The sequence below is a fragment of the Labilibaculum antarcticum genome (assembly GCF_002356295.1).
Classification (GTDB): Bacteria; Bacteroidota; Bacteroidia; order Bacteroidales; family Marinifilaceae; genus Labilibaculum; species Labilibaculum antarcticum.
This window is the reverse complement of sequence record NZ_AP018042.1, coordinates 4,528,544-4,550,926: the sequence shown is the minus strand read 5'-3', so window position 1 is coordinate 4,550,926 and position 22,383 is coordinate 4,528,544. Positions and strand designations below refer to the sequence as shown.

The 22,383-nt window shown below is 36.0% G+C and carries 21 protein-coding genes; 12 read left to right on the top strand and 9 right to left on the bottom strand.

All coding sequences use genetic code 11. The annotated features are described in order from the left end of the window. Positions 1-56 precede the first annotated feature (56 nt). From ALGA_RS18155 to ALGA_RS18125, 7 genes are all read right to left on the bottom strand, one after another. Positions 57-1,997 carry a PBP1 and LysM peptidoglycan-binding domain-containing protein gene (locus ALGA_RS18155; protein ID WP_096431628.1) on the bottom strand — a complete coding sequence of 647 codons (1,941 nt, stop codon included), beginning with the start codon at positions 1,995-1,997 and terminating at the stop codon, positions 57-59. A gap of 181 nt (positions 1,998-2,178) precedes the next feature. Beyond that, complete coding sequence (locus tag ALGA_RS18150) at positions 2,179-2,634, bottom strand: ferritin family protein (protein ID WP_145957670.1); 456 nt, start codon at positions 2,632-2,634, stop codon at positions 2,179-2,181. A gap of 183 nt (positions 2,635-2,817) precedes the next feature. Continuing rightward, positions 2,818-3,276, bottom strand: a complete 459-nt coding sequence (locus tag ALGA_RS18145; RefSeq protein ID WP_096431624.1) for a ferritin-like domain-containing protein — start codon at positions 3,274-3,276, stop codon at positions 2,818-2,820. An 11-nt stretch (positions 3,277-3,287) separates the two neighbouring features. After that, a complete protein-coding gene (gltA, locus tag ALGA_RS18140) occupies positions 3,288-4,790 on the bottom strand; it encodes an NADPH-dependent glutamate synthase (protein WP_096431622.1) in 1,503 nt (500 codons plus the stop codon). Positions 4,791-4,813: 23 nt separating this feature from the next. Further along, positions 4,814-5,632, bottom strand: coding sequence for a sulfide/dihydroorotate dehydrogenase-like FAD/NAD-binding protein (locus ALGA_RS18135; RefSeq protein ID WP_096431620.1), 819 nt, complete (start codon positions 5,630-5,632; stop codon positions 4,814-4,816). A gap of 381 nt (positions 5,633-6,013) precedes the next feature. After that, positions 6,014-7,165 (bottom strand): iron-containing alcohol dehydrogenase, encoded by a 1,152-nt coding sequence (locus ALGA_RS18130; RefSeq protein ID WP_096431618.1) that lies wholly within the window; start codon positions 7,163-7,165, stop codon positions 6,014-6,016. A gap of 236 nt (positions 7,166-7,401) precedes the next feature. Further along, positions 7,402-8,241, bottom strand: coding sequence for a helix-turn-helix domain-containing protein (locus tag ALGA_RS18125; protein WP_096431616.1), 840 nt, complete (start codon positions 8,239-8,241; stop codon positions 7,402-7,404). Positions 8,242-8,419: 178 nt separating this feature from the next. Between ALGA_RS18125 and ALGA_RS18120 the strand changes: the two genes are divergently transcribed. From ALGA_RS18120 to ALGA_RS18105, 4 genes are all read left to right on the top strand, one after another. Then, complete coding sequence (locus ALGA_RS18120) at positions 8,420-8,755, top strand: TraR/DksA family transcriptional regulator (RefSeq protein ID WP_096431614.1); 336 nt, start codon at positions 8,420-8,422, stop codon at positions 8,753-8,755. A gap of 47 nt (positions 8,756-8,802) precedes the next feature. Next, positions 8,803-9,018, top strand: a complete 216-nt coding sequence (locus tag ALGA_RS23675) for a PLDc N-terminal domain-containing protein (RefSeq protein ID WP_096431612.1) — start codon at positions 8,803-8,805, stop codon at positions 9,016-9,018. Positions 9,019-9,024: 6 nt separating this feature from the next. After that, the gene (locus tag ALGA_RS23670) at positions 9,025-9,228 is read left to right on the top strand and encodes a PLDc N-terminal domain-containing protein (protein ID WP_096431610.1); all 204 of its coding nucleotides are present in this window, start codon (positions 9,025-9,027) and stop codon (positions 9,226-9,228) included. 101 nt (positions 9,229-9,329) lie between these two features. Continuing rightward, complete coding sequence (locus ALGA_RS18105) at positions 9,330-9,665, top strand: translation initiation factor (protein ID WP_096431608.1); 336 nt, start codon at positions 9,330-9,332, stop codon at positions 9,663-9,665. A gap of 126 nt (positions 9,666-9,791) precedes the next feature. Here ALGA_RS18105 and ALGA_RS18100 read toward each other — a convergent pair whose 3' ends face one another. Both ALGA_RS18100 and ALGA_RS18095 read right to left on the bottom strand, forming a co-directional pair. Beyond that, positions 9,792-10,739, bottom strand: coding sequence for a phosphoribosylaminoimidazolesuccinocarboxamide synthase (locus ALGA_RS18100; RefSeq protein WP_096431606.1), 948 nt, complete (start codon positions 10,737-10,739; stop codon positions 9,792-9,794). A gap of 201 nt (positions 10,740-10,940) precedes the next feature. After that, a complete protein-coding gene (locus ALGA_RS18095; RefSeq protein WP_096431604.1) occupies positions 10,941-11,918 on the bottom strand; it encodes a PhoH family protein in 978 nt (325 codons plus the stop codon). 138 nt (positions 11,919-12,056) lie between these two features. Between ALGA_RS18095 and ALGA_RS18090 the strand changes: the two genes are divergently transcribed. The 8 genes from ALGA_RS18090 (at position 12,057) to ALGA_RS18055 (ending at position 21,026) form a co-directional block, all read left to right on the top strand. Then, positions 12,057-12,845, top strand: a complete 789-nt coding sequence (locus ALGA_RS18090) for an SAM hydrolase/SAM-dependent halogenase family protein (RefSeq protein ID WP_096431602.1) — start codon at positions 12,057-12,059, stop codon at positions 12,843-12,845. Further along, positions 12,835-13,119 carry a putative quinol monooxygenase gene (locus tag ALGA_RS18085; protein ID WP_096431600.1) on the top strand — a complete coding sequence of 95 codons (285 nt, stop codon included), beginning with the start codon at positions 12,835-12,837 and terminating at the stop codon, positions 13,117-13,119. Before ALGA_RS18090 ends, ALGA_RS18085 begins: the two co-directional genes overlap by 11 nt. A 287-nt stretch (positions 13,120-13,406) precedes the next feature. Further along, the gene (locus ALGA_RS18080; protein ID WP_096431598.1) at positions 13,407-15,338 is read left to right on the top strand and encodes an ATP-binding protein; all 1,932 of its coding nucleotides are present in this window, start codon (positions 13,407-13,409) and stop codon (positions 15,336-15,338) included. A gap of 155 nt (positions 15,339-15,493) precedes the next feature. Beyond that, entirely contained in the window at positions 15,494-16,207 is a 714-nt protein-coding gene (locus tag ALGA_RS18075) for an aspartate/glutamate racemase family protein (protein ID WP_096431596.1), read from the top strand. Positions 16,208-16,626: 419 nt separating this feature from the next. After that, positions 16,627-17,772 (top strand): DEAD/DEAH box helicase, encoded by a 1,146-nt coding sequence (locus ALGA_RS18070; RefSeq protein ID WP_096431594.1) that lies wholly within the window; start codon positions 16,627-16,629, stop codon positions 17,770-17,772. Between the two features lie 56 nt (positions 17,773-17,828). Continuing rightward, positions 17,829-20,036, top strand: a complete 2,208-nt coding sequence (locus tag ALGA_RS18065; RefSeq protein ID WP_096431592.1) for a B12-binding domain-containing radical SAM protein — start codon at positions 17,829-17,831, stop codon at positions 20,034-20,036. Positions 20,037-20,127: 91 nt separating this feature from the next. After that, positions 20,128-20,391, top strand: a complete 264-nt coding sequence (locus tag ALGA_RS18060; protein ID WP_096431590.1) for a VF530 family protein — start codon at positions 20,128-20,130, stop codon at positions 20,389-20,391. A 2-nt stretch (positions 20,392-20,393) separates the two neighbouring features. Continuing rightward, positions 20,394-21,026: a class I SAM-dependent methyltransferase gene (locus ALGA_RS18055; protein ID WP_096431588.1), complete on the top strand. Its 633-nt coding sequence runs from the start codon at positions 20,394-20,396 to the stop codon at positions 21,024-21,026. Positions 21,027-22,383 lie beyond the last annotated feature (1,357 nt).

Genomic DNA, 22,383 nt, shown 5'->3' with positions numbered 1-22,383 from the left:
ATAAAAAAAAAGCCGAATCGATAAGATTCGGCTACTACTTTAAATTTTAAAGTCCTTTATTCTGAAAGTCCTAAAGATTTTTGAGATTTTGGAATGTAATGTCTTATTCTAAAATCTCTGGAATAATTTACAACTTGAATGCCTTGATTTTCCAATCCTCCAAATGCATTTACTCTTTTAAAATGGTAATTAGATTGTAATAAATCCACGTTCATTTTATTTAAGTGACCAGGGAAAGCACGCCCAAAACTGCTAACAGCCTTTGAAAAATATCGACAAAGATCAAATGCTCTAAAGCTAAAATCATTTGGCTCACATTTGAATTTATCTCTAAAATCAGAAACAAAAGAATCAATCTTAACTTCCTTATAATCTATATTATAAGGAGTTATCACACTTAAATTTAAATTATAAAAAATTTCAGCATCTAAACTATTAAATCGTTGCCACACAGGAAAACCAATTAGACGAATATCGAATCGTTGACTTAAAATATTTAAATTCGAAATTATATTTTCAACATAAGGTTGCAAGGTAGATGGAATAATAATGACATTTTCAACTGTATCACTTAACATCCTCTCAATACCAAAAAGACCATATTCATCAAATGAGATCTTTTTATAGGTCATATCATCATTTTCCCAGTATTTTCCTTTTTCAAACAAATTCCGCTCAATGTCTGTCACCAGTTGAAATTCATTCAAATGCTCATAGCGATCAGGATGAACCACAATCAAATTCCTCGTATCCAAATCGTAAGAAACAAAATCTGATATTTTCCCACAAATTGACTTCACAGAAGTATTTATTTGAATTACAAATGGATTTGTTTGCAACTCTGAATTCTTCGGAGAAAGAGGAGAAATAATAGGTATTCTTCTTCTTTGAGCAAAATCAGCAACAACAGAAAATGTATTTTGATACACCGGTCCAATAATGAAATCTAAATCAGTATACTGCAATCCGGCAAGAATTCGTTGAAGTCGCTCGGGATTTTTTTCGGTATCAAAAACATGAAGATCTACTGATAATCCATCTTTTTGAAGAGAATCAACAGCCAAAAGAACACCTTGATAGAAACGAATAAAATCATGCGATCTACTGTATAAAACCCTAGGTTCTAGCTCTGTAATAATCTCAATAGTATCCTTATAGAAAACATTCCTATTTATGGAATCATTTGCATTTAAATAAAGAGGCAAAAATAAGGCAATTCTTATCTTATTTTGAATCCTAGGTTTCAAAATCACTTCTGAAACAACAGAATCAACAACTTGCTGCACTTCCAAAATTGTATCTTTTGGAGCCCCTTTCTCTACAAAATATTCTGGTGGAACTAAATACCTGGGAATTCGAACCCAATCACCAATTTTCAGAGTCGTTCTTTTCACCTTTGGATTTAACTTTCTGAATTTTCGCAACTTCATAAAAAACTTTCGGGAAATAGCAGATTCAGTATCCCCTTGCTTTATTACGTAATAGTAATAATACTTATCGTGCTTTGGTGTAAAATTAACCTGCACCTCCTTTTTAATTTTAGGTACTTTAACAATCGATCCCAAGCTTAGATTAGGTCCCATATCAGGATTTGAGGACCTGATCACTTCAACATCAACACCATATTTTCTATACAAAGAAAATAATGTATCTCCTTTCTTAATAATATGATAAAAGAATTTATCATCCTCCTTTTTCACTAAGACAGAAGGAAGAACAGTTTCTGCATCTACAACAGGAATTCTTAAAACCTCTCCAATATTAACAGTTACGTCCGTTTTTCGATTCACTTGCAAAATAACAGCAAGGTCAACACCATATGCTCTGCTAATTGAGAACAAGGTCTGCTTCTCCTTAACAACATGTAAAAAACAGGTCTGTCCACCTACAACAACCTTATTATTAGATAATTCAACTGTTCTAGATTGAGCTTCCGCAAAATTAACAGCCCCAAGGATGAGACATATCAGAAGAATACTTCGGAAAAAATAATTCATTAATTATCTGTATTTCAAACATTTATAGTTAACATGTAATGACCAACAAAAATACTAAAGTCCGCTTGGAAAACAAAATATCTACAATAATTGCACCGTAAAAAATAAAATCGAAATTCTTCACCAGAATTTCGATTTAAATATGCTTTCTCACAATCAATTTTTCATTTTTATTCGCGAATCAATTCTCCAATAGAATATGTTCGTCATATTCTATTTCAATTTTCAATTTTTGTCGAGCCTCTTCATTTGCCAATGCTATGAATGTATCTTTGCATTCTTTATTTAACGCACTGCCTGCCATATTCAAATAAAATTTAAATTTAGCCTTTTCCCTTTTCATAGCTATTATCAAAGCATCCTGATAGGACAAATCATTTTTTGCATGATCTATATCCTCCAAACTCCCTTCAATCTTCAGATCCTGAATTTCATCAAAATCAAATCCAGTTTTCACGTCCTTCATCTTCTCCAAACGAAGCATTCTAGCAGTTTTTTCCAGAGCAAAATTCCGAAAAAGACCTTTCATATTTTCCCTGTCCATTCGATTGGCAATTTCAGAATAAAACTCAATTTCATCCATCTCCTTTTCAATGGCATAATCGATAATTTCCTCAAATGTCCTAAAAATTTTCATTTCTTTTTTTGTTAATTGATAATAAATTACGAAACCAAAAATCAATTTTAGTAGGCTATTATTTCACTTTCCAGTTCGACTTTAAAAGTTACAAAATATTAACAATCAATACAAAAGAATTTTTAATGACAAAAAAAAGAGTCTTGATTCCCCAAGACTCTTTTCAGTATATTGATTACAATTCTAATTCTCTTTTAGAATATTACTATCGTACTCCACCTCGAAACGAAGCTTATGTTTTGCTTCTTCCTGAGCAAGCATCAGGAATAATTTTTTTGAAGGTTCATCTGTCGATGCAGAAGCAAGATCGTTATACAATCTAAAGGCAATTTTCTCCTTTTTCATGGCAAGAATCAAAGCTTCCTGATAGGTAAGATTTGATTTGTCAACATCTACATCCAATAAATAATCACCAATTTTTAAATCAGCAATTTTAGTTTCTGAAACCTGAACCTTTTTACCATTCTTAATTGCTTCCAATTTAGCACGATGACCAAGTTCTTCCAAGGCATATTGCTCAAAAGTATCTTTCATCTCCTGATGCTTCATTTTCCCAGCTAGTTCTGTATAAAAATCAGCAGCCATTTGCTCCTCATTAATGGCAAAATCCAAAATATCTTCTATCGAATTAAATTCTTTCATAGCTATTAATTTTAAAGTTCTACTTTTTTAGACATATACTTCTCCTTTAAATAAACATCCATATTTGCAGCAGCTTTACGACCATCGCCCATTGCTAAAATAACAGTAGCACCACCACGAACAATATCTCCTCCTGCAAAAAGTTCAGGAATTGAGGATTGCATTTTATCTTTTACAACCTCAATAGTTCCCCATTTTGAAACCTCTAATCCTTCAACCGAATTTGGAATTAATGGATTTGGAGAAACTCCAACTGCAACAATTACAACTGTTGCATCAATTGTATATTCAGAACCTTCAATTGGAACAGGTCTTCTTCTGCCCGATGAATCTGGCTCTCCCAATTCCATTTTCTGAACCCTTATTTGTTTTACACGCCTATTTTCATCAGCAATGTATTCAATTGGATTTGTTAAGGTAAGAAATTCGATTCCCTCTTGTTTTGCATGATGAACTTCTTCAGCACGAGCAGGCATTTCTTCTTCAGAACGACGATAAACAATAATTGCTCTTTCAGCACCTAATCGTTTTGCAGTACGAACCGAATCCATAGCGGTATTACCACCACCAACAACTACAACATTTTTACCACGTAAAATAGGCGTATCTGATTCTTCAGAATCTGCTCCCATTAAATTTACACGGGTTAAATATTCGTTTGATGACATAATTCCGTTAGAATTCTCACCTGGAATATTCATAAAACGAGGTAAACCAGCACCACTACCTACATAGAATGCTTTGTATCCTTCTTTCTTTAAATCATCCAAACTTGCTGTTTGACCAACGATATAATTGGTGATAAATTTAACACCCATCTTGCGTAAATTCTCAATCTCTACATCAACAACGGCATTTGGCAAGCGGAATTCAGGAATACCGTATTTCAACACACCACCAATTTCATGCAGAGCTTCGAAAACTGTTACATCATAACCCAATTTCGCCATATCACCAGCAAAAGACAGTCCTGATGGTCCAGAACCAATAACGGCTACTTGAACACCATTCGGTTCAGCCAATTTAGGAACCGAAATCACACCCGATTCTCTTTCAAAATCAGCAGCAAACCGCTCTAAATGACCAATTGCTACTGATTTCAGGTTCAATTTTTCAACGTAAAAACATCTCTCCTCACACTGCGCTTCCTGTGGACAAACACGACCACAAACGGCAGGCAAAGCACTTGTTTCTTTTAAAACAGATGCCGCTTCCAATATGTCTCCGCGTTCAATATTCTTAATAAACTTAGGAATATTAATGCTTACCGGACATCCCTCCATGCAGGTTGGGTTAGCGCAATCCATACAACGTGTTGCCTCTAACATTGCCTGCTCTTTAGTCAGACCCATATTCACCTCAACACGTTGCGATTTAATGCGCTCTTCAGGAGCCATTTCTGTCATTTGAACCCTTTCGATCGACATGCGATCTTTGGCTTTTGTTAATTTTTGGAGTTCGACTCTCCACTCTTTTTTACGTTCGTTTTTTATATATTCTTCAGACCTTTCCATTGTCCTGTTTTGTCTTTAGTTAATTAATTCTCAAAATGATCCATTTTGTCTTTTTCTTCTTCCTTATAACCTCCTAATCTCGACATCATTTCGTCAAAATCAATTTTATGAGCATCAAACTCAGGTCCATCCACGCAAGTGAACTTCGTTTTACCATCAACAGTAACCCTACATGCACCGCACATACCAGTTCCGTCAACCATAATACTATTTAAACTAGCCATAGTAGGAATTTCATATTTCTTGGTTAACAAGGAACAAAATTTCATCATAATGGCAGGACCAATGGTTATGCACTCATCGACTTTCTCACGCTTAATCACCTCTTCCATACCTTCGGTAACCAAACCTTTTCTTCCATGCGATCCATCATCAGTCATCACGATAAGCTCATCGGAATTTTTGCGCATCTCATCTTCCAGAATCAAAAGATCTTTTGATCTTGCAGCGATAACAGTAATTACACGATTACCTGCTTTTTTATATCCTTCAACAATTGGAAGTAAAGGCGCTACGCCAACACCACCACCGCAACAAAGCACAGTACCAACATTATGTATTTCAGTCGGTTTGCCTAAGGGGCCAACCAAATCAGTTATATATTCTCCAACCTTAAGATCGCACAACTTTGTAGACGACACGCCCATTTTCTGAACGATAATGGTAATGGTCCCTTTTGCAATATCAGCGCCAGCAATAGTCAAGGGAATACGTTCCCCTTTTTCACCAACTCTTACAATTACAAAATTACCAGGCTTGCGAGCCTTGGCAATTAAAGGTGCCTCAACTACAATCTTAACAACCTTTTCTGAAAAATTCTCTTTTTCAACTATCTTGTTCATTACTTTTCGAAATAAATGAATGAATAAAATGCTAAATAACATCAATACCAAAACACGAAACCATCTGGACTTCAGTCGTTTGCAATTCCAACTCACAATAAATATTTATATATCAAATGTAGAAAGAAGTAATTTTTCAGCCTAGTCAAACACATCTAAATTAGCGGGGGTAAATACTTTAGGATGAATCTAAATAGGCAATACTCCTACCTGCTCATGATTCATAGAATAAAATAGAAAAATTCCTAAATCTCCTATTCAATTCTAATACCAAATAAATCAAACTTGTAAAATTGTAACGGAACAACATTCTAATTTAATACAACAAACACAGGGCGAATTGAATAATTCGCCCTGTGTTTATTAAAATTTATTTTTCACTTACAAAGTAATCGCTCTTCCTTCGTAACAAGCTTGGAAGATCGCTTTGATCTCTTCGAATTTTGGTTTTCTAGGGTTGAAAAGAGTACAAGGATCATCCATTGCATTCTGTGTTAGTACATCCAATTTCGCATCCCATTCTTCCTGGCTAACACCATATTCTTTAATAGAACCCACAACACCCACTGATGCACGAAGTTTTGATACTTCTTGTGCAAACTCTTCTGCACTTGTTCTTCCTGATAAAGCTGCAAGCTCACTGTATTTGTTAGTTACTTTAGAGTTGAAACGAATCACATTCGGCATCAAAATAGCGTTACCACATCCGTGAGGAATACCGAAAGTACCACCAATTTGGTGAGACATAGAGTGAACAATCCCCAACCATACGTTTGTAAATGCCATACCTGCCATACAGGAAGCATCGTGCATTGCCTGGCGAGCTTCTAAATTATTTGGTTCTTCAATAACAGTCGGTAGAGTTTTGAATACAAGATCAATAGCACCTTTTGCCAACGCATCATTATAACGGTCAGCAATATTAGAAACATAAGCCTCTACGCCATGACTTAAAACATCCAATCCTGTGTTAGCGGTTACATGCTTAGGCATGCTTGCACATAAATCACCATCAATAATTGCAACATCAGGTGTTAACTCGTGAGATACAATTGGGTATTTAGTTCCTTTTTCTCTGTCAGTAATAACAGAAAGACCTGTCACTTCAGTACCCGTGCCACTTGTAGAAGGAATTGCTACAAAATAGGCTTTGTTACGCATTGGTTTCACAGCAAATGGAGCTGCCAATTCTTCCAGTTTTGAATCTGGATACTCGTAGTAGATCCACATTGCTTTTGCTGCGTCGATAGACGAACAACCGCCCAAACCAACAATAACATCTGGTTGCTCCTGAGTAAAGAACTCAGCACCTTTCAATACAGTTTCAATTGAAGGATCAGGTTCAACACCCGAGAACACAACTGTTGATATACCTGCTTCTTTCAAGTAGTTTTCTGTTCTTTCTAGAGATCCGTTTGCTTTTACAGAGCTACCACCGATTACGATAACCGCTTTTTTCCCTGTTAATCCTTTTAGATTTTCAAGGCTACCTAGTCCGTGAAAAATTTCTTTTGGTACTTTAAATTTTGCCATAATTCTATTCTATTATTTGGTTTTTCGATTTTTACAACGAAGGTTCTGTCATTACGTTTTTAGTCAGAACGCTTGTTGTTATTACGAAGGCAAAAGTAGGGCATGTGGGGGCAGATCTACTTACTGAAATAGTTCAATAACTTATTAAAAAAGGTCAAGTTGATTTTGTCGTGTTATTTGAGAGCTTTAGATATGTGTATATCGCCCATTAGAACAGGAAGGTTGACTGATTGAGTTTATTTGGTGGTCTCAACTGGACTGATTCCAAATTTGTTTTTGAAAGCAATACTGAAGTTTGATAGGTTGCTATATCCAAAATCCAAATAGATATCAGAGGCTTTTAATTCACCATTCTCTAAAAGTTCTTTTGCTCTTAGCAGTCGCTTGTCTTGCAACCATTTTCCGGGGGATTCATTGTATTCCGTTATAAAATAGCGTTTAAAGGTCGATAAACTCATATTGCACAAAAAGGCAATTTCTTCCAGTTTTAAATTCGAATAGACATGACTCTCAATTGTCTTTTTAAAGGGGGACGTTTCCTTGGATATCAGGGAATGCAGGTACAACTCAAATTTCTGACCATATTTGGCAGTCAGGTACAGCATGATTTCTTCAAACTTTACGGAAAGTAAATTTACATTGAAACTAGAGGACATTGCACTCATTCTCGATAGTGAATCCAGATAAGACGCAATATAATCGTCATTTTCAATAACGAAAAAAGGGATTTCATCCTTGAGGCTTTCCTGCTTGGGCGTATATTTTTTCAAAAACTCCTTAAGTCTGTTTTCCGAAAAGAAGAGAAGCTTGCAATAATAAATATCGTCATTATCAAGTAGCTCTGTCCATAGCCAATTCCCCTTTCTTATGAGTAGGGATTGTTTCTTATTAACCATGACCGATGCATCAGCAAAATGGACTTGTTTTTTACCCACCTGTAAAAAGCTAAACATGTTCATACTCAAATTGACCTTGCTCTTAACAACATCACTGGTCATTTTAAAATCATAAACAAACAAATCCTGAACAGGCTCGTCTTTATTAAGATATATTTCCGGAATATTTTCTATCGACATGAATATATTTTTATTTCTACAGGATCCTGCTTTCTCAACATCTCATTTTTTTAAATTAAATGATACGAAGAAGATATCGAACCGGCAAAAATAACTCTTTTTTTATGAAGTTTTTAGTTTCTTAGTTCAATCTCCAAATTCTGTTATCTTTGATAACCCCGAAATTAATAAACAAAAAATGATACAGGACGAAAAAAACAATATCGAAAATCAGATAAAAGAAAAAATAGAACAGCTTGAAAATGATATCGTAATGCTAAAGGATTTAACTCAACCTATTTCACCAGATTGCGCCATTGGTAGAATTAGTAGAATGGATGCAATAAACAACAAAAGTGTGAATGAAGCTGCTTTGCGCAAAAAAGTAGTTCAGCTATCAGCATTAAAAGAATCTCTCAGAAATATCGATTCAGATGATTTTGGAAAATGCATAAAATGTGGAATGCAAATTCCCATCGGAAGAATCATGATTATGCCTGAAAGCAAGAAATGTGTAAATTGTGCTTCAAGATGATAATTTCGTATCTTTAAAAGATTCATTCACCTAATCATAATTAACTAATGGAACTAATTACTCCCTCATCTGCCATTGGGATGATTGTAATGCTTCTAATTTTTGCACTTGCTTTTTTATTACCCTTACTAGCCTTACTTGATGTTTTAAGGAATGAGTTCACCAACTCGAATAAATTAATTTGGATTTTAATAGTTCTACTATTGCCCTTTATCGGTCCAATTATATATTTTATAATCGGATCAAAACAGAAAATTAAATAAGATTACATGATACTTTCAATCATATTTGACATTTGGCTAATAACCAAACTAATAGCAATATTACTTCCTTTAATTGCGATAATCGACATATTAATGCGTGACTTATTAGGACTAAATAAATTATTTTGGATATTAATAGTTGCCTTTATTCCATTCATTGGTTCAATTATCTATTTCTATGAACGATTTACTTACAAAGCTAAAATTTAAATATCTTTGTACTGATAGTAATAAATAACTGGCAATTCATGCTTATTCACCAATTTTAGACCAGTTACTAGCATACTAGTAACTAACATATTTTAAACACAATGGCAAAAACCAAAAAAAATATAGTCTACTCTACAAATCCTGATTACAAATTTGAATACGATGAAGATTTAGTAGAAGAAACGATAGCTCCCAACAAACAAAAACTAAGAGTTTTATTGGACAAAAAACAACGAAAAGGTAAAGTTGTAACTCTAATTGAAGGTTTTGTGGGTACTTCTGATGATCTTAAAGAATTAGGCAAACTATTAAAAACCAAATGTGGTGGCGGAGGTTCTTCAAAAGATGGCGAAATCTTAATTCAAGGCGATCATCGTGAGAAAATTATGGATCTTTTAAAAGCAGAAGGTTATCAGGTAAAACGAGTTGGAGGATGATTCAATAGACGCACGCTTGTGCTCCTAAATAAATATAACACATTAAAAAAACCGAAATCATTACAGATTTCGGTTTTATTTTTTCTTTCCTTTTAGTCCCCTTTAGGGGATTTAGGGGTAATTATCTTATAAAGATTTCAAACAATCTGAAATATTTTTTTCAATTCTTGCATTAACGCTTTTGGCATCTGCTTTTACGAACTTCTCGCCAATAATTTTCTCGTACAATTCGATATAACGCTCAGAGATCTGATTCACTTTTTCGTCGGTCATTTCAGGAACTTTTTGTCCTTCTTTACCTTGAAAACCATTCTCCATTAACCATTCGCGAACAAACTCTTTCGATAGCTGCTTTTGCTGCTCATTCTTGGCCAAACGCTCAGCATATCCTTCCGAATAAAAATAACGCGATGAATCTGGAGTATGAATTTCATCGATCAAATAGATCACACCGTCTTTTTTACCGAATTCATATTTTGTATCAACCAAAATAAGACCTTTTTCGGCAGCAATCTCAGTTCCTCTGGCAAATAAAGCCTGAGTATATTTTTCAAGCATTTCGTAATCTTCTTTAGATACGATGCCTTGTTTTAAAATTTCTTCTCTTGAAATATCTTCATCGTGACCTTCCATTGCCTTGGTTGTTGGCGTAATGATTGGTTTCTCGAATTTCTGATTTTCCTTCATCCCTTCGGGCATTGGCATGCCACAAAGCACACGTTTACCTGCTTTATATTCTCTCCAGGCATGACCGGTTAAGTAACCTCTAATCACCATCTCCACCATAAATGGTTCTGCCAAATGACCAACTGTTACCATTGGATCAGGAGTTGCAATTTTCCAGTTTGGAACGATATCAGCTGTTGCATCTAAAAAGCGGGTGGCAATTTGATTCAATACCTGTCCCTTAAAAGGAATTCCTTCAGGTAATACAACATCAAAAGCTGAAATACGATCAGAAACAACCATAGCAAGATACTCATCATTAATATTATAGACGTCTCTTACCTTACCTACGTAAAGATTCTTTTGATTCGGGAAATTAAAATCTGTTTTAACAATTGCTTCTTTCATTGCTCCAAAAATTCTAATAATTTATAAAAATGGTTTAAACTATAAGGCATTTGCTGTGTTCTGTTACCGATATAACATCAGTTTGAAAATTAGCCTTTATTTAGTGCGAAGATAGATAAAAGTAAAAAAGCAGAAAAGCACTACTAACTATTTATATCCATCTCAACTATCTTTTTACAAAACTGCTTACCGATAACCGTTTTACTGTTCTTTGCTTTCTCTCTTTTTTTCCTGCCTTTCATCTTCCAATTCGTAAGCAGAAACAATTTCTTTCACCAATCGGTGTCGTATAATATCCGATTTATCGAACTCAACCATCGCAATTCCTTTTATGTCCTTCAAAATTCGAAAGGCCTGAATCAATCCCGATTGTTGTTTTCTGGGTAAATCAATTTGAGTAATATCACCTGTAATCATGAATTTACCACTTGTTCCCATCCGCGTTAAGAACATTTTCAACTGCTTGACTGTTGTGTTTTGTGCCTCATCTAAAATTACAAATGCTTCGTTCAAAGTCCGTCCACGCATGTAAGCCAAGGGAGCAATTTGTATGATTTCAGCCTCCAGATAATCTACCAGCTTACGTGGCGGAATCATATCCAGCAAAGCATCATACAAGGGTTGCAAATAAGGATCTATTTTCTCTTTTAAATCTCCGGGAAGGAAACCCAGATTCTCCCCTGCCTCAACTGCCGGTCTGCTTAAAATGATCTTTTTAACCTCAGAATTACGCAGGGCTTTAACAGCCAGAGCAATGGCAGTATAGGTTTTACCCGATCCGGCCGGACCAATAGCAAAAATCATATCGTTCTTTGCCGTCTTTTCAACTAACTTTTTTTGATTGGCCGTACGGGCGCGAATAATTTTCCCATTATTCCCAAACAGAATCACGCTTTTAGGATCATCAGGATCCTGAATCTCGGGCGTGTTTTCCAATACAATTCTTTTAATGTTGGAAAGTGTTAGAACATTATATTGATTATAATGCTGAATCAACAGGTGCACTTTCTTCTCAAATAAATCAAGCGTTTTTTCTTCACCATTGGCAAATATTTCATTGCCTCTTCCAACTATTTTCAACTTTGGAAACATCTCCTTCAAGATTGCCAATTTTGAATTATTAATTCCATAAAATTCGAGAGGATCAATTACCCCTAAAGATATGCTCTTTTCAATCATATATTCCGTTCAATATTCATTACTTTTGAGTCTACAAATTAATTATTAATTCCGATTTGTTTAGCAGTACAAAAGAGAAATCTGAATAAAATATCAATTAAATAAATTTTCTTTCTCTTCTAAATATAAGATCCAGTTATGGCAATAATAAGTTTAACTACCGATTGGCAACACCGCGATTACTACCTGGGGGCACTCAAGGGGCGATTGCTATCCATATGTCCGGGAGTACAAATTGTCGATCTGAGTCACAATGTAGACAACTACAACATATCTCAGGCATCATTTATTATTAAAAATGCCTTTATCCATTTCCCCAAAGGAAGCATTCATATTATAGGCGTTAAATCAGAAGAAACTCCGCAACACCCGCATGTTGCAGTAAAATATAAGGATCACTATTTTATTGGTGCCGACAATGGTATTTTTAGTTTGGTAACGAAAGGAGAACCTGAAGAAATAGTGCGCATAGAAAATATTGAAAAGGAAGATAACTTTCTTACTTTTCCCGAGCTAAATATATTTGCAAAAGCGGCATCTCATATCATTAAACACAAACGACTTTCGAAATTAGGATCTATCCAAAAAGAGTTGTTCCGTTTGATTCCCATTCGCGCATTAATTCAGAAAGGAACAATTACCGGACAAGTAATTTATATTGATTCGTATGGCAATGCAACCACAAATATTTCAAAAGAATTGTTTGAATCTGTCCGTCAGGAAAGAGAATTCGAAATTTTGGTGCAAAGCAATCATTATCGAATCACAAAAATTAACCTGAATTATCACGAAACTTCCGAAGCTGATTTTTTGGCACTCTTCAACTCTTCAGGATTGCTGGAAATTGCAATAAACAAAGGCAATTTAGCAGAACTATTACAATTAGAAATAAACTCCGATATTAGAATCAAATTTCATGATCATTAGATTTGTAAAACTGGAAATACTGCCGCAACACATTCAAGATTTCAAAAATCTTACATCGGGTGAAAAAGATGATATTATCGCCTTTCCTGGTTGTTCTCATCTGGAGGTTTTACAGGATGTATCAAACCCAGCGGTATTCTTCACAGTAAGTCATTGGCAATCGGAAGATGATTTAAATACTTACCGAAGCTCCGATTTTTTTCAAGGCAACTGGAAAGAGGTTAAGCAATGGTTTTCAGCTAAACCCGAAGCTTGGAGCCTACGCAATGAATAGGGCGTATCCCTCCTTTCCTTGCCCGCATTCCATCTCTCAGTCGGGTCAGGCTTTCCGCGACTACTCCTCGCCCACCCCACAAATTCCGCCTCTGCTGTGGGGTAATCGCTTCAATCCTTTACGCAAACTAATTTTCAGCAGCATACTAAATTTCTTCTATTATAAAAAACTGTTATAAAACAAAAATAACAACAGAACTTCTATATATTTAGCTCGTAAACAATGCACATTTATAATACCAATTCACATTTAATTTTATTGACTTAACAATTGCTCACAACTATAATATGGGGAAAGAAATAAGGTACATCACCAATTTTTTCATTTTAATTATCGTCACCATTACCCTACTAATCGGTAGTTCCTTGGCATGGAATATTCACAAAGAAAATCAAACTGCATATGAATTAGCTAAGGTCGAAGCTTTAGGCAGCTACAATAAAGATTTAGTATTTCGCAGATGGGCCTCAATGCATGGCGGTGTTTATGTTCCTATAACTGATTCAATTCAACCGAATCCGCATTTAAATTTCTTAGAAGAGCAAAACGTAACAACCACAACGGGTAAAAAATTGACTCTGGTAAATCCAGCATACATGGCAAGATTGGTTTTTCAAATTGGTGAAAAACAATACGGTCAAAAAGGACATATCACCAGCTTAAATCCCATTAGACCAGAGAACAAAGCTGATGAATGGGAAACAAAAGCTCTTCAATTATTCGAAGAAGGAAAAACAGAATTCAGCAGTATTGAACAATTAGACAATGAAAATTATTTGAGACTAATGCTGCCCATGCATGTTGAAAATAGTTGTTTAAAATGTCATGCACATCAAGGATATAAATTGGGAGATATTCGTGGAGGAATAAGTGTTTCAATACCTATGAGTAATTACAAACCTATCGTGCAAGCCAATATTAAAAGCGTGATAATCACCCACTTAATCTCATATCTAGTCGTGCTATTTTTCAGTGCCTTAGGCTATCGAAGAATAGTAATAGAAATGAAAAATCGCAATCGGGCACAAAAAATAATATTGAAAAATGAGGCAATTCTTCAGCAACGAAATAACGACCTATTAATGGCTAAAGAACAAGCCGTTGAAAGCGATCGTCTCAAATCTGTTTTTTTACAAAACATGAGTCATGAAATTAGAACTCCAATGAATGCGATTATGGGATTTGCCTCATTCCTTCCAGATAGTTTTAATGATAAAGAATGCATTGAAGAATATTCCAATATTATTATGCAACGATGTGATGATCTGCTTGCTATTATTAATGATATTCTTGACATCTCAAAAATAGAGACAAAACAGATTCCTCTTAATTTTGAAGAATGCAACACAGATGTGCTTTTATTGGAAATACAAGCATTGTTTACTGAAGAACAAAAACGTCAGGATAAGGAAAATATCAAATTAATAATAACCAATTCTACCTCTAAAAATAAAACCTTTACAACCGACAAAGAAATAGTAAAGCAAATAATAACAAACCTAATCAGTAATGCTTTAAAATTTACAAATCAGGGGCAAATTAAAATAGGCATAACAGTTAATGATTTCAAGAGTGTAATAGTACAAGTTTCAGATACTGGAATTGGAATCCCAGCTACAGAGCATAAAAAGATTTTTGAACGCTTTGCACAAGTAGAGCAAGGTACAAATCGTGTTTACAATGGAACAGGACTTGGTTTATCGATTGTCGAGGGCCTTACAAATGCATTATCTGGTACAATTCATCTTGAATCGGAATTGGGTAAAGGAAGTACTTTTACAATTACACTGCCACAAAATCAAGCTCCGGTTTACAAAACATCAAATTCGAATGGCGCAAAACCTGATTATAATTTTAGTGGCAAAACCATTCTTATTGTAGAAGATGATATACCAAATGCTCAATATTTAAAAGAGGTTTTTAAGAAAACATCCGTTAAAACAATTCATGCTGCCAATGGAACTGATGCTATTCGAATTGCATTATCTCAACCCATAGATGTAATTTTAATGGATATTCGTCTGCCCGATATTAATGGTTATGATGCTACCCTAAAAATAAGAGAAAAAAACAAAAATGTGGTAATTATTGCCCAAACTGCTTATACTTCGGGTCAGGACAGGAAATATGCCATCGATTCGGGATGTAATGAGTATTTAAGCAAACCAGTTAAGGCAAAAACATTGCTAGAACTAGTCAACAAGTATCTTAACGGTTGAAATATAAAATACAACTCTTTTTATTTTTCCCCTTAAAGTGAAATTGATATTTTGATACTGCATTCGCTTTATCCAGTTATGCTTTGCAAAAATTGCAAATAAAAATCAGCATCTTTATTCAAATATTTACCACATACTACTTAATTGAATAAATAATGAAAACAATTGGACTAATTGGCGGAATGAGCTGGGAATCATCGGCTGTTTACTATGATCTGATCAACAAAAAAGTAAGAGAATTATTGGGCGGATTTCACTCCTGCAAAAGCATTCTACTTACCGTAGATTTTGACAAAATTGTAACATTACAACACGAAGAAGAATGGGATACTCTGGATGATATGATGGTAGAAGCCGCACAGCAATTGGAACGTGCCGGAGCAGATATTGTCGTTCTTTGCACCAACACCATGCATTTGTGCAGTCCGGCAATGATAAAAAGCATTTCCATACCATTTTTGCACATTGCAGAAGCTACGGGAATGGCAATTCTAGATAAGAACATCAAAAAAGTTGCCTTATTGGGTACAAAATTCACGATGGAAAAAGATTTCTACAAAGGATATTTGGCAGACCATTTTGGCATTGAAGTAATCACTCCAACTGATGAAGAAAGAGAGCAGGTTCACAATATTATTTATCAGGAATTGGTTCATGGCAAGTTCAAAAATGAATCGAGAGAAACCTACAAGAATATCATCAAAAATTTAGAGCTCAGAGGTGCCGAAGGTGTGATTTTGGGTTGCACCGAAATTCCTTTGCTGATTTCTGATGCCGATGTAGACATTCCTACATTTGACACAACCACAATTCATGCAGAAAAAGCTGTAGAATGGGCTCTGCAAGCTAGTTCTGCAATAAAAAAATAAAAGGGAAATATTAACCCCAGAGAGCACTGAGTTGCACAGAGGAAAAATTGACTCTTTGTGTTTCTTCGTGATATCCCTTCGTGTACTTTGTGGTGAAATTGCTAGAAATGACAATACAACACGCAGAAAAGCTCCTGGTTCATTGAACAAATAAACCCCTAAATCCCCTAAAGGGGACTTTTTAGCAAGTAATTTAGAACTTGAAAACACAAGCACAGAGAACACGGAATACAACAGAGAAAAAAATTGAATTCTTTGTGTTTCGGCATGTACTACTTTTGTGGCCTTTGCACTTACTATTATTATGGTTTTTTTAAGCCCCTTTAGGGGTTTGGGGATAAGAAATAGGTAGTTGAGCTTTATTTCCCTTATCTTTGTCGGCGGAAACAAATCCGTAATAATAATCAGAACAAAAATATATGTCGTTTGCATCTTTAGGATTATCTTCATCTTTACTAAAAGCTCTGGCCGATCAAAACTACACCGAAGCCTATCCAATTCAAACAGAAGCTATTCCAGCCATTCTTAAGAAAAAAGATGTATTGGGTATTGCCAAAACAGGATCAGGAAAAACAGCCAGCTACGTTTTGCCTATTCTAACCAACCTTCAGGGAGGAAGTATTTCTAAAAACAGATACATCAAGACATTGGTATTGGTGCCAACACGCGAATTGGCCATGCAGGTTTTTGAAGTCTTTCAACAGTTTTCAAATGCACTTCCCGATCCAGTTAAATGCTTGGCTGTTCATGGTGGAGTTTCTATTAATCCGCAAATGAAGGCAATGAACAATGTGGATGTTTTGGTTGCCACTCCGGGTCGATTATTGGAATTGGTCGATTCGAATGCAGTTCACCTGACTGAAATTGAAGCATTGGTGTTGGATGAAGCAGATAAAATGCTAAATCTGGGATTTAAAGATGAGATGAACCGCATATTTGCTCTTCTGCCTAAAAAACGCCAGAATCTTTTGTTCTCGGCTACTTTAAGCGATGATGTAAACAACGTAAATCAGGTTCTTTTGAACGACCCAATGGTCATTAAAATTGAATCGGAAGAAAATACGCTCGATTTAATCGATCAGATCGCCTATTCTGTTGAAGAAGAGAAAAAAGGGCCACTCCTTCGATATATAATTAAGCGCAACGATTTAGAACAAGTGCTTGTATTTGTTTCTTCGGCACACAAAGCCGATGCGGTTGCCTACAAACTAAGTAAAAATGGCATTCAGGCGACCAGTACGCACAGTAAGAAAAGTCAGGGCGCCAGAACTGAAAATCTACGAAAGTTTAAAACCGGTGTGTTGCGTGTTTTGGTTACTACCGATTTATTAACCAGAGGTATCGATATCGAATTTTTGCCTTATGTGGTGAACTACGACTTGCCTCGATCACCTAAAGATTACATCCACCGAATTGGACGAACAGGTCGTGCAGAAGAACCCGGAGAAGCCATTTCCTTTGTTACCGAAGAGGATGAGCATCACTTTAAAGTGATTCAGAAAAAGATGAAAATAAGATTAAACCTTATTCAAAGTAAGGACATTGATCTAAAAGATATTAAATAGAAGCTTGCCGTAGTAAAAGCAAGTATTCCAACAACGAATTTTTAAAACACATTCACGTGAAAGACCTACTTCTGGTTACTCCTCCTTTTACTCAATTAAATACTCCTTATCCGGCAACGGCTTATTTAAAGGGTTTTTTTAATGGGAAAAACACCTCCTCTTTTCAAATGGATTTGGGTATTGAAGTAATTCTGGCGCTTTTTTCCAAAGAAGGTTTATCGGAACTTTTCGAAATTGCTTTGGATCAGGATCATATTGTTTCGGAGAATGCCCAAAGAATATATGCCCTGCGAGAGCATTATTTATTGGCAATTAACGATGTGGTTTCTTTTCTGCAAGGGAAAAATCAAACTCTGGCCCGACAAATTTGCAGTGATAATTTTCTTCCTGAAGCCTCCCGATTTGAACAAGTTGAAGATCTGGATTGGGCATTTGGTTTGATGGGCATGCAGGATAAGGCAAAGCATTTGGCAACGCTCTTTCTTGAAGATTTATCGGATTTTATTAGCGAATGCATAGATGAGAATTTTGGCTTTAGCCGATATGCCGAAAGATTGGGCCGAAGCGCTTACTCTTTTGATGAGTTGTATGAGCATTTGCAAAAAGAGCCCACTCATATCGATCAGATGAGCACAAACATTCTGGCCAAACAAATTGAATTGAATCAGCCTAAACTGGTTTGCTTTTCGGTTCCATTCCCAGGCAATTTATACAGTGCTTTTCGTTGTGCCCAGTTCATTAAAAAAGAATATCCTGCCATTAAAATTGTTATGGGTGGAGGATTTCCCAATACCGAATTAAGAAGTCTGACTGAGCCAAGAGTATTTGATTTCGTGGACTTCATTACATTGGACGACGGTGAATTACCGTTGGAACTTCTGGCGAATCATGTATTACATCCGGCCAACGAAACACCAGCATTTAAACGAACCTATGTTCGGGAAAACGGCGAAGTGCAATACATCAATACCGCTACCCAATGCGATTACAAACAGCATGAATTGGGTACTCCCGATTATTCGGATCTTTTGCTTGACAAATACATTTCGGTAATCGAGATTGCCAACCCCATGCACAGTTTGTGGAGCGATGGACGATGGAACAAGCTAACCATGGCTCACGGTTGCTACTGGGGAAAATGCACCTTTTGCGATGGTTCTTTAGACTATATTAAAACTTTCGATCCCATTGCTGCCAAATTACTGGTAGACCGGGTTGAGGAAATTATGGCACAAACAGGTGAAAAAGGCTTCCATTTTGTTGATGAAGGGGCACCTCCTGCATTGATGAAAGCTTTCGCCATTGAAATTCTAAAACGGAAGTTGTGCATCACCTGGTGGACTAATGTTCGATTCGAAAAGAGCTTTACCAAAGACCTTTGCATCTTGCTAAAAGAATCGGGCTGTATTGCCGTTTCGGGCGGATTGGAAGTTGCTTCGGATCGAATGCTAAAGCTGATTAACAAGGGCGTTAACTTGCAACAGGTTGCTCAGGTAACTCGTAATTTGACCGAAACAGGAATTATGGTTCATGCCTATTTAATGTATGGATTTCCATCTGAAACGGTACAAGAAACCATCGACAGTTTGGAAGTTGTTCGACAAATATTCGAAATTGGCATTGTGCAGTCGGCATTTTGGCATCAGTTTGCACTTACGGCCCACAGTCCGGTTGGTTTAAATCCGGAAGCTTATGGCATTACGCCTGAATACAAAGCGATCACCTTTGCCAATAACGATATTCAATTTACCGACAAAACGGGTATCGATCACGATCTGTTTAGCTACGGATTGAAAAAATCGCTCTACAATTTCATGCACGGTGTTGGCTTCGAAATTCCTTTGCAGGAATGGTTCGATGATGTGCCATCTGGATTTAGAATTCCGAAAACCACTATCAAACACAATTTTATTCAGAACTGTTTGGAGACTGTAGCTTACACAATACCTAAGGATTCGTCCCATGTAATTTGGTTGGGAGGCACACCAGAAGTATTGACCAGCTCGAAATCGAAAAAAGGCAGAACTTGGGAACTTTACAAGATGACCTTTCATGAAAAAACAGCTAGCTTTGAAGTATCTCTTGAAAAAGAAAAAGGAGATTGGTTTTTAGAAGTGTTGAAAAAAATATCCGTTAAGGAAGAAAACCTCCTTAGCTTGGCTGATTTAAAAGCTGATTTTGAGAATCAGTTTGATGATTTTGAGTTGTTTTGGTATTCGAAACCAGTTAACCAATTGCGGGAAAATGGCTTGCTTATTTTGTAAATAGCAGTTATTAACCTCCCATCCCACCTCGAAAGCTTTCAGGATAGGGGTAAAAGAAGTAAAGAATAATTAGAAATTAGCAAATAGTAAAATGGAATCAGACGAGAATAATCTTACCGACAGAGAACAAAAAAATAATCCATTGCACGGCGTTAAGTTAGCCGATGTATTGGAACTTCTGGTTTCGTATTACGGATGGGAAGAACTGGGCAGCATGATTAAAATAAACTGCTTCACCAGCGATCCTTCAATCAAATCGAGTTTAAAATTCCTTCGGAAAACACCTTGGGCCCGCGAAAAAGTAGAAGGCCTTTATTTAAAATGCATTCGGAAACATAAAACCAACAATTCATAAATATGCCTCAACAATGTCCTCTTTGTAATAGCACAGCGAAGCTTTTTCATACAGATAAGCACAACAGTTATTATCAATGTGATGCATGTTTTGGCATTTTCTTACCTATTAATTCAAGACCAACCAGCCAGCTCGAAATAGCACATTACGAGCAACACAATAATGATGTTGAGGACAAAGGATATCAGAAGTTTGTCTCCCCTATTACCGAGGCCATTTTGCATGATTTTAACGCAAATGACAAAGGCTTGGATTTTGGTGCAGGCACAGGTCCTGTTGTCTCCAAAGTACTGAATGATCACGGTTTTTCCATTGCCCAATACGATCCTTACTTTCACAACTACCCTGAATTGCTGAACGAAAAATACGATTACATTGCCTCCTGCGAGGTGATCGAGCATTTCTTTGATCCCCACAAGGAATTTACATTGCTTAAAAAATTGCTAAAGCCCCAAGGGAAGTTGTATTGCATGACGCACATTTACGACAAAAGCATCGAATTTACGAACTGGTACTACAAAAATGATCCAACCCACGTGTTTATTTATCATGCAAATACCATCGAGTGGATTAAAAAAGAATTTGAATTTGCAGATGTGATGATTGATAACAGATTGATTATTTTCTCAACTTAATCAGAGTAATATTAGGGTGCCCTGCACCTGCTTTGGTACTAATACCAAGCTTACTACAAATATTTTGGTGCTCTGCACCTATTTTCACCATCGTACAAAATTAACCTACAAAAACTACGCTACTCTGTTGCTTACGATTCATTTTAGGTACGTAGTACCGTGGTATTTGTAGAAATAAATCATCAAAATTTAAAAAGGTGCAGCGCACCGAAGCCACCAACAATAGACTCTGATTATTTTATGGCAACGATAAAAAAGTCACCACAGAGTTCACTGAGGAACACAGAGAAAAAACAACAATATTCACAAATTGTCATTGCGAAGGAGTATAGCGACTGTGGCAATCTGTTCCCTTTTGAAAACAATCGTAAAAGCGCTGCGAAGTATTCAACTTTTGGGCTCTACTTTTTTGTGCATAGCTAATTATGGGGAATTTGACATTGAGTCCGGAGATCGGGACCCGCTTAGTGAAGATGGCGTTAAGAACAAAAAGCTGTGTGAGCAAAGCGAGTTCTTTTTGTTTTATTGGCTGCATTGATTTAGATAAAAATTGTTTTTTATTAAAAAGTGATATTTTCAGAGCAAGCGTTGCCGATCGGGCGTTATTCGGAGTACTCATTAACCATAGAAAGCCGTGCAGCATTCGAGAGGCTTGATTCTTTTGCTTACTTTTCTCATCTAAGGAGCATTGAAAATCATGAATGCCTTAATTTGAATTTATTTATGAATAAAAGTAAGAGCCCGTCTGGCTTGAAGACAAAACATCAAACCTAAGAATGCTAAAATTTAAAGAGCTTCGGTACTCTGTACCTAATTCACTATCGTACAAAATTAACCTACAAAGACTTCGCAACTCTGTTGCTTACTATTCATTTTAGGTGCGTAGTTAACATGCTACATTTATAGTCACGATGATGATTAAAGAATCAAAAGTCAAAACACGGAGCTTTGACATGGAGTCCGGAGATCGGGACCCGTTTAGTGTCGATGGCGTTAAAAACAAAAAGCTGTCTGAGCGTAGCGAGTTCTTTTATTCATATATAAATTTCATAAATAGGAATTCATGATTTCACAAGTTCGGTAGTTTAGCCATCGAACTGATAACGGGTGATTTAGGACGTTGTCAATGATTCTTTTGCTTACTTTTCTCATCTAAGGAGCATTGAAAATCATGAATGCCTTAATTTGAATTTATTTATGAATAAAAGGAAGAGCCCGTCTGGCTTGAAGACAAAACCTCAAACCTAAGAATGCTAAAATTCAAAGCATCGATTTTGCGACTTGGTAAAAAAAAAGAATTGCATTTTCTGATGTGATGATTAATAAAAGATTGGTCATTTTCTCAAGGTAATCAGAA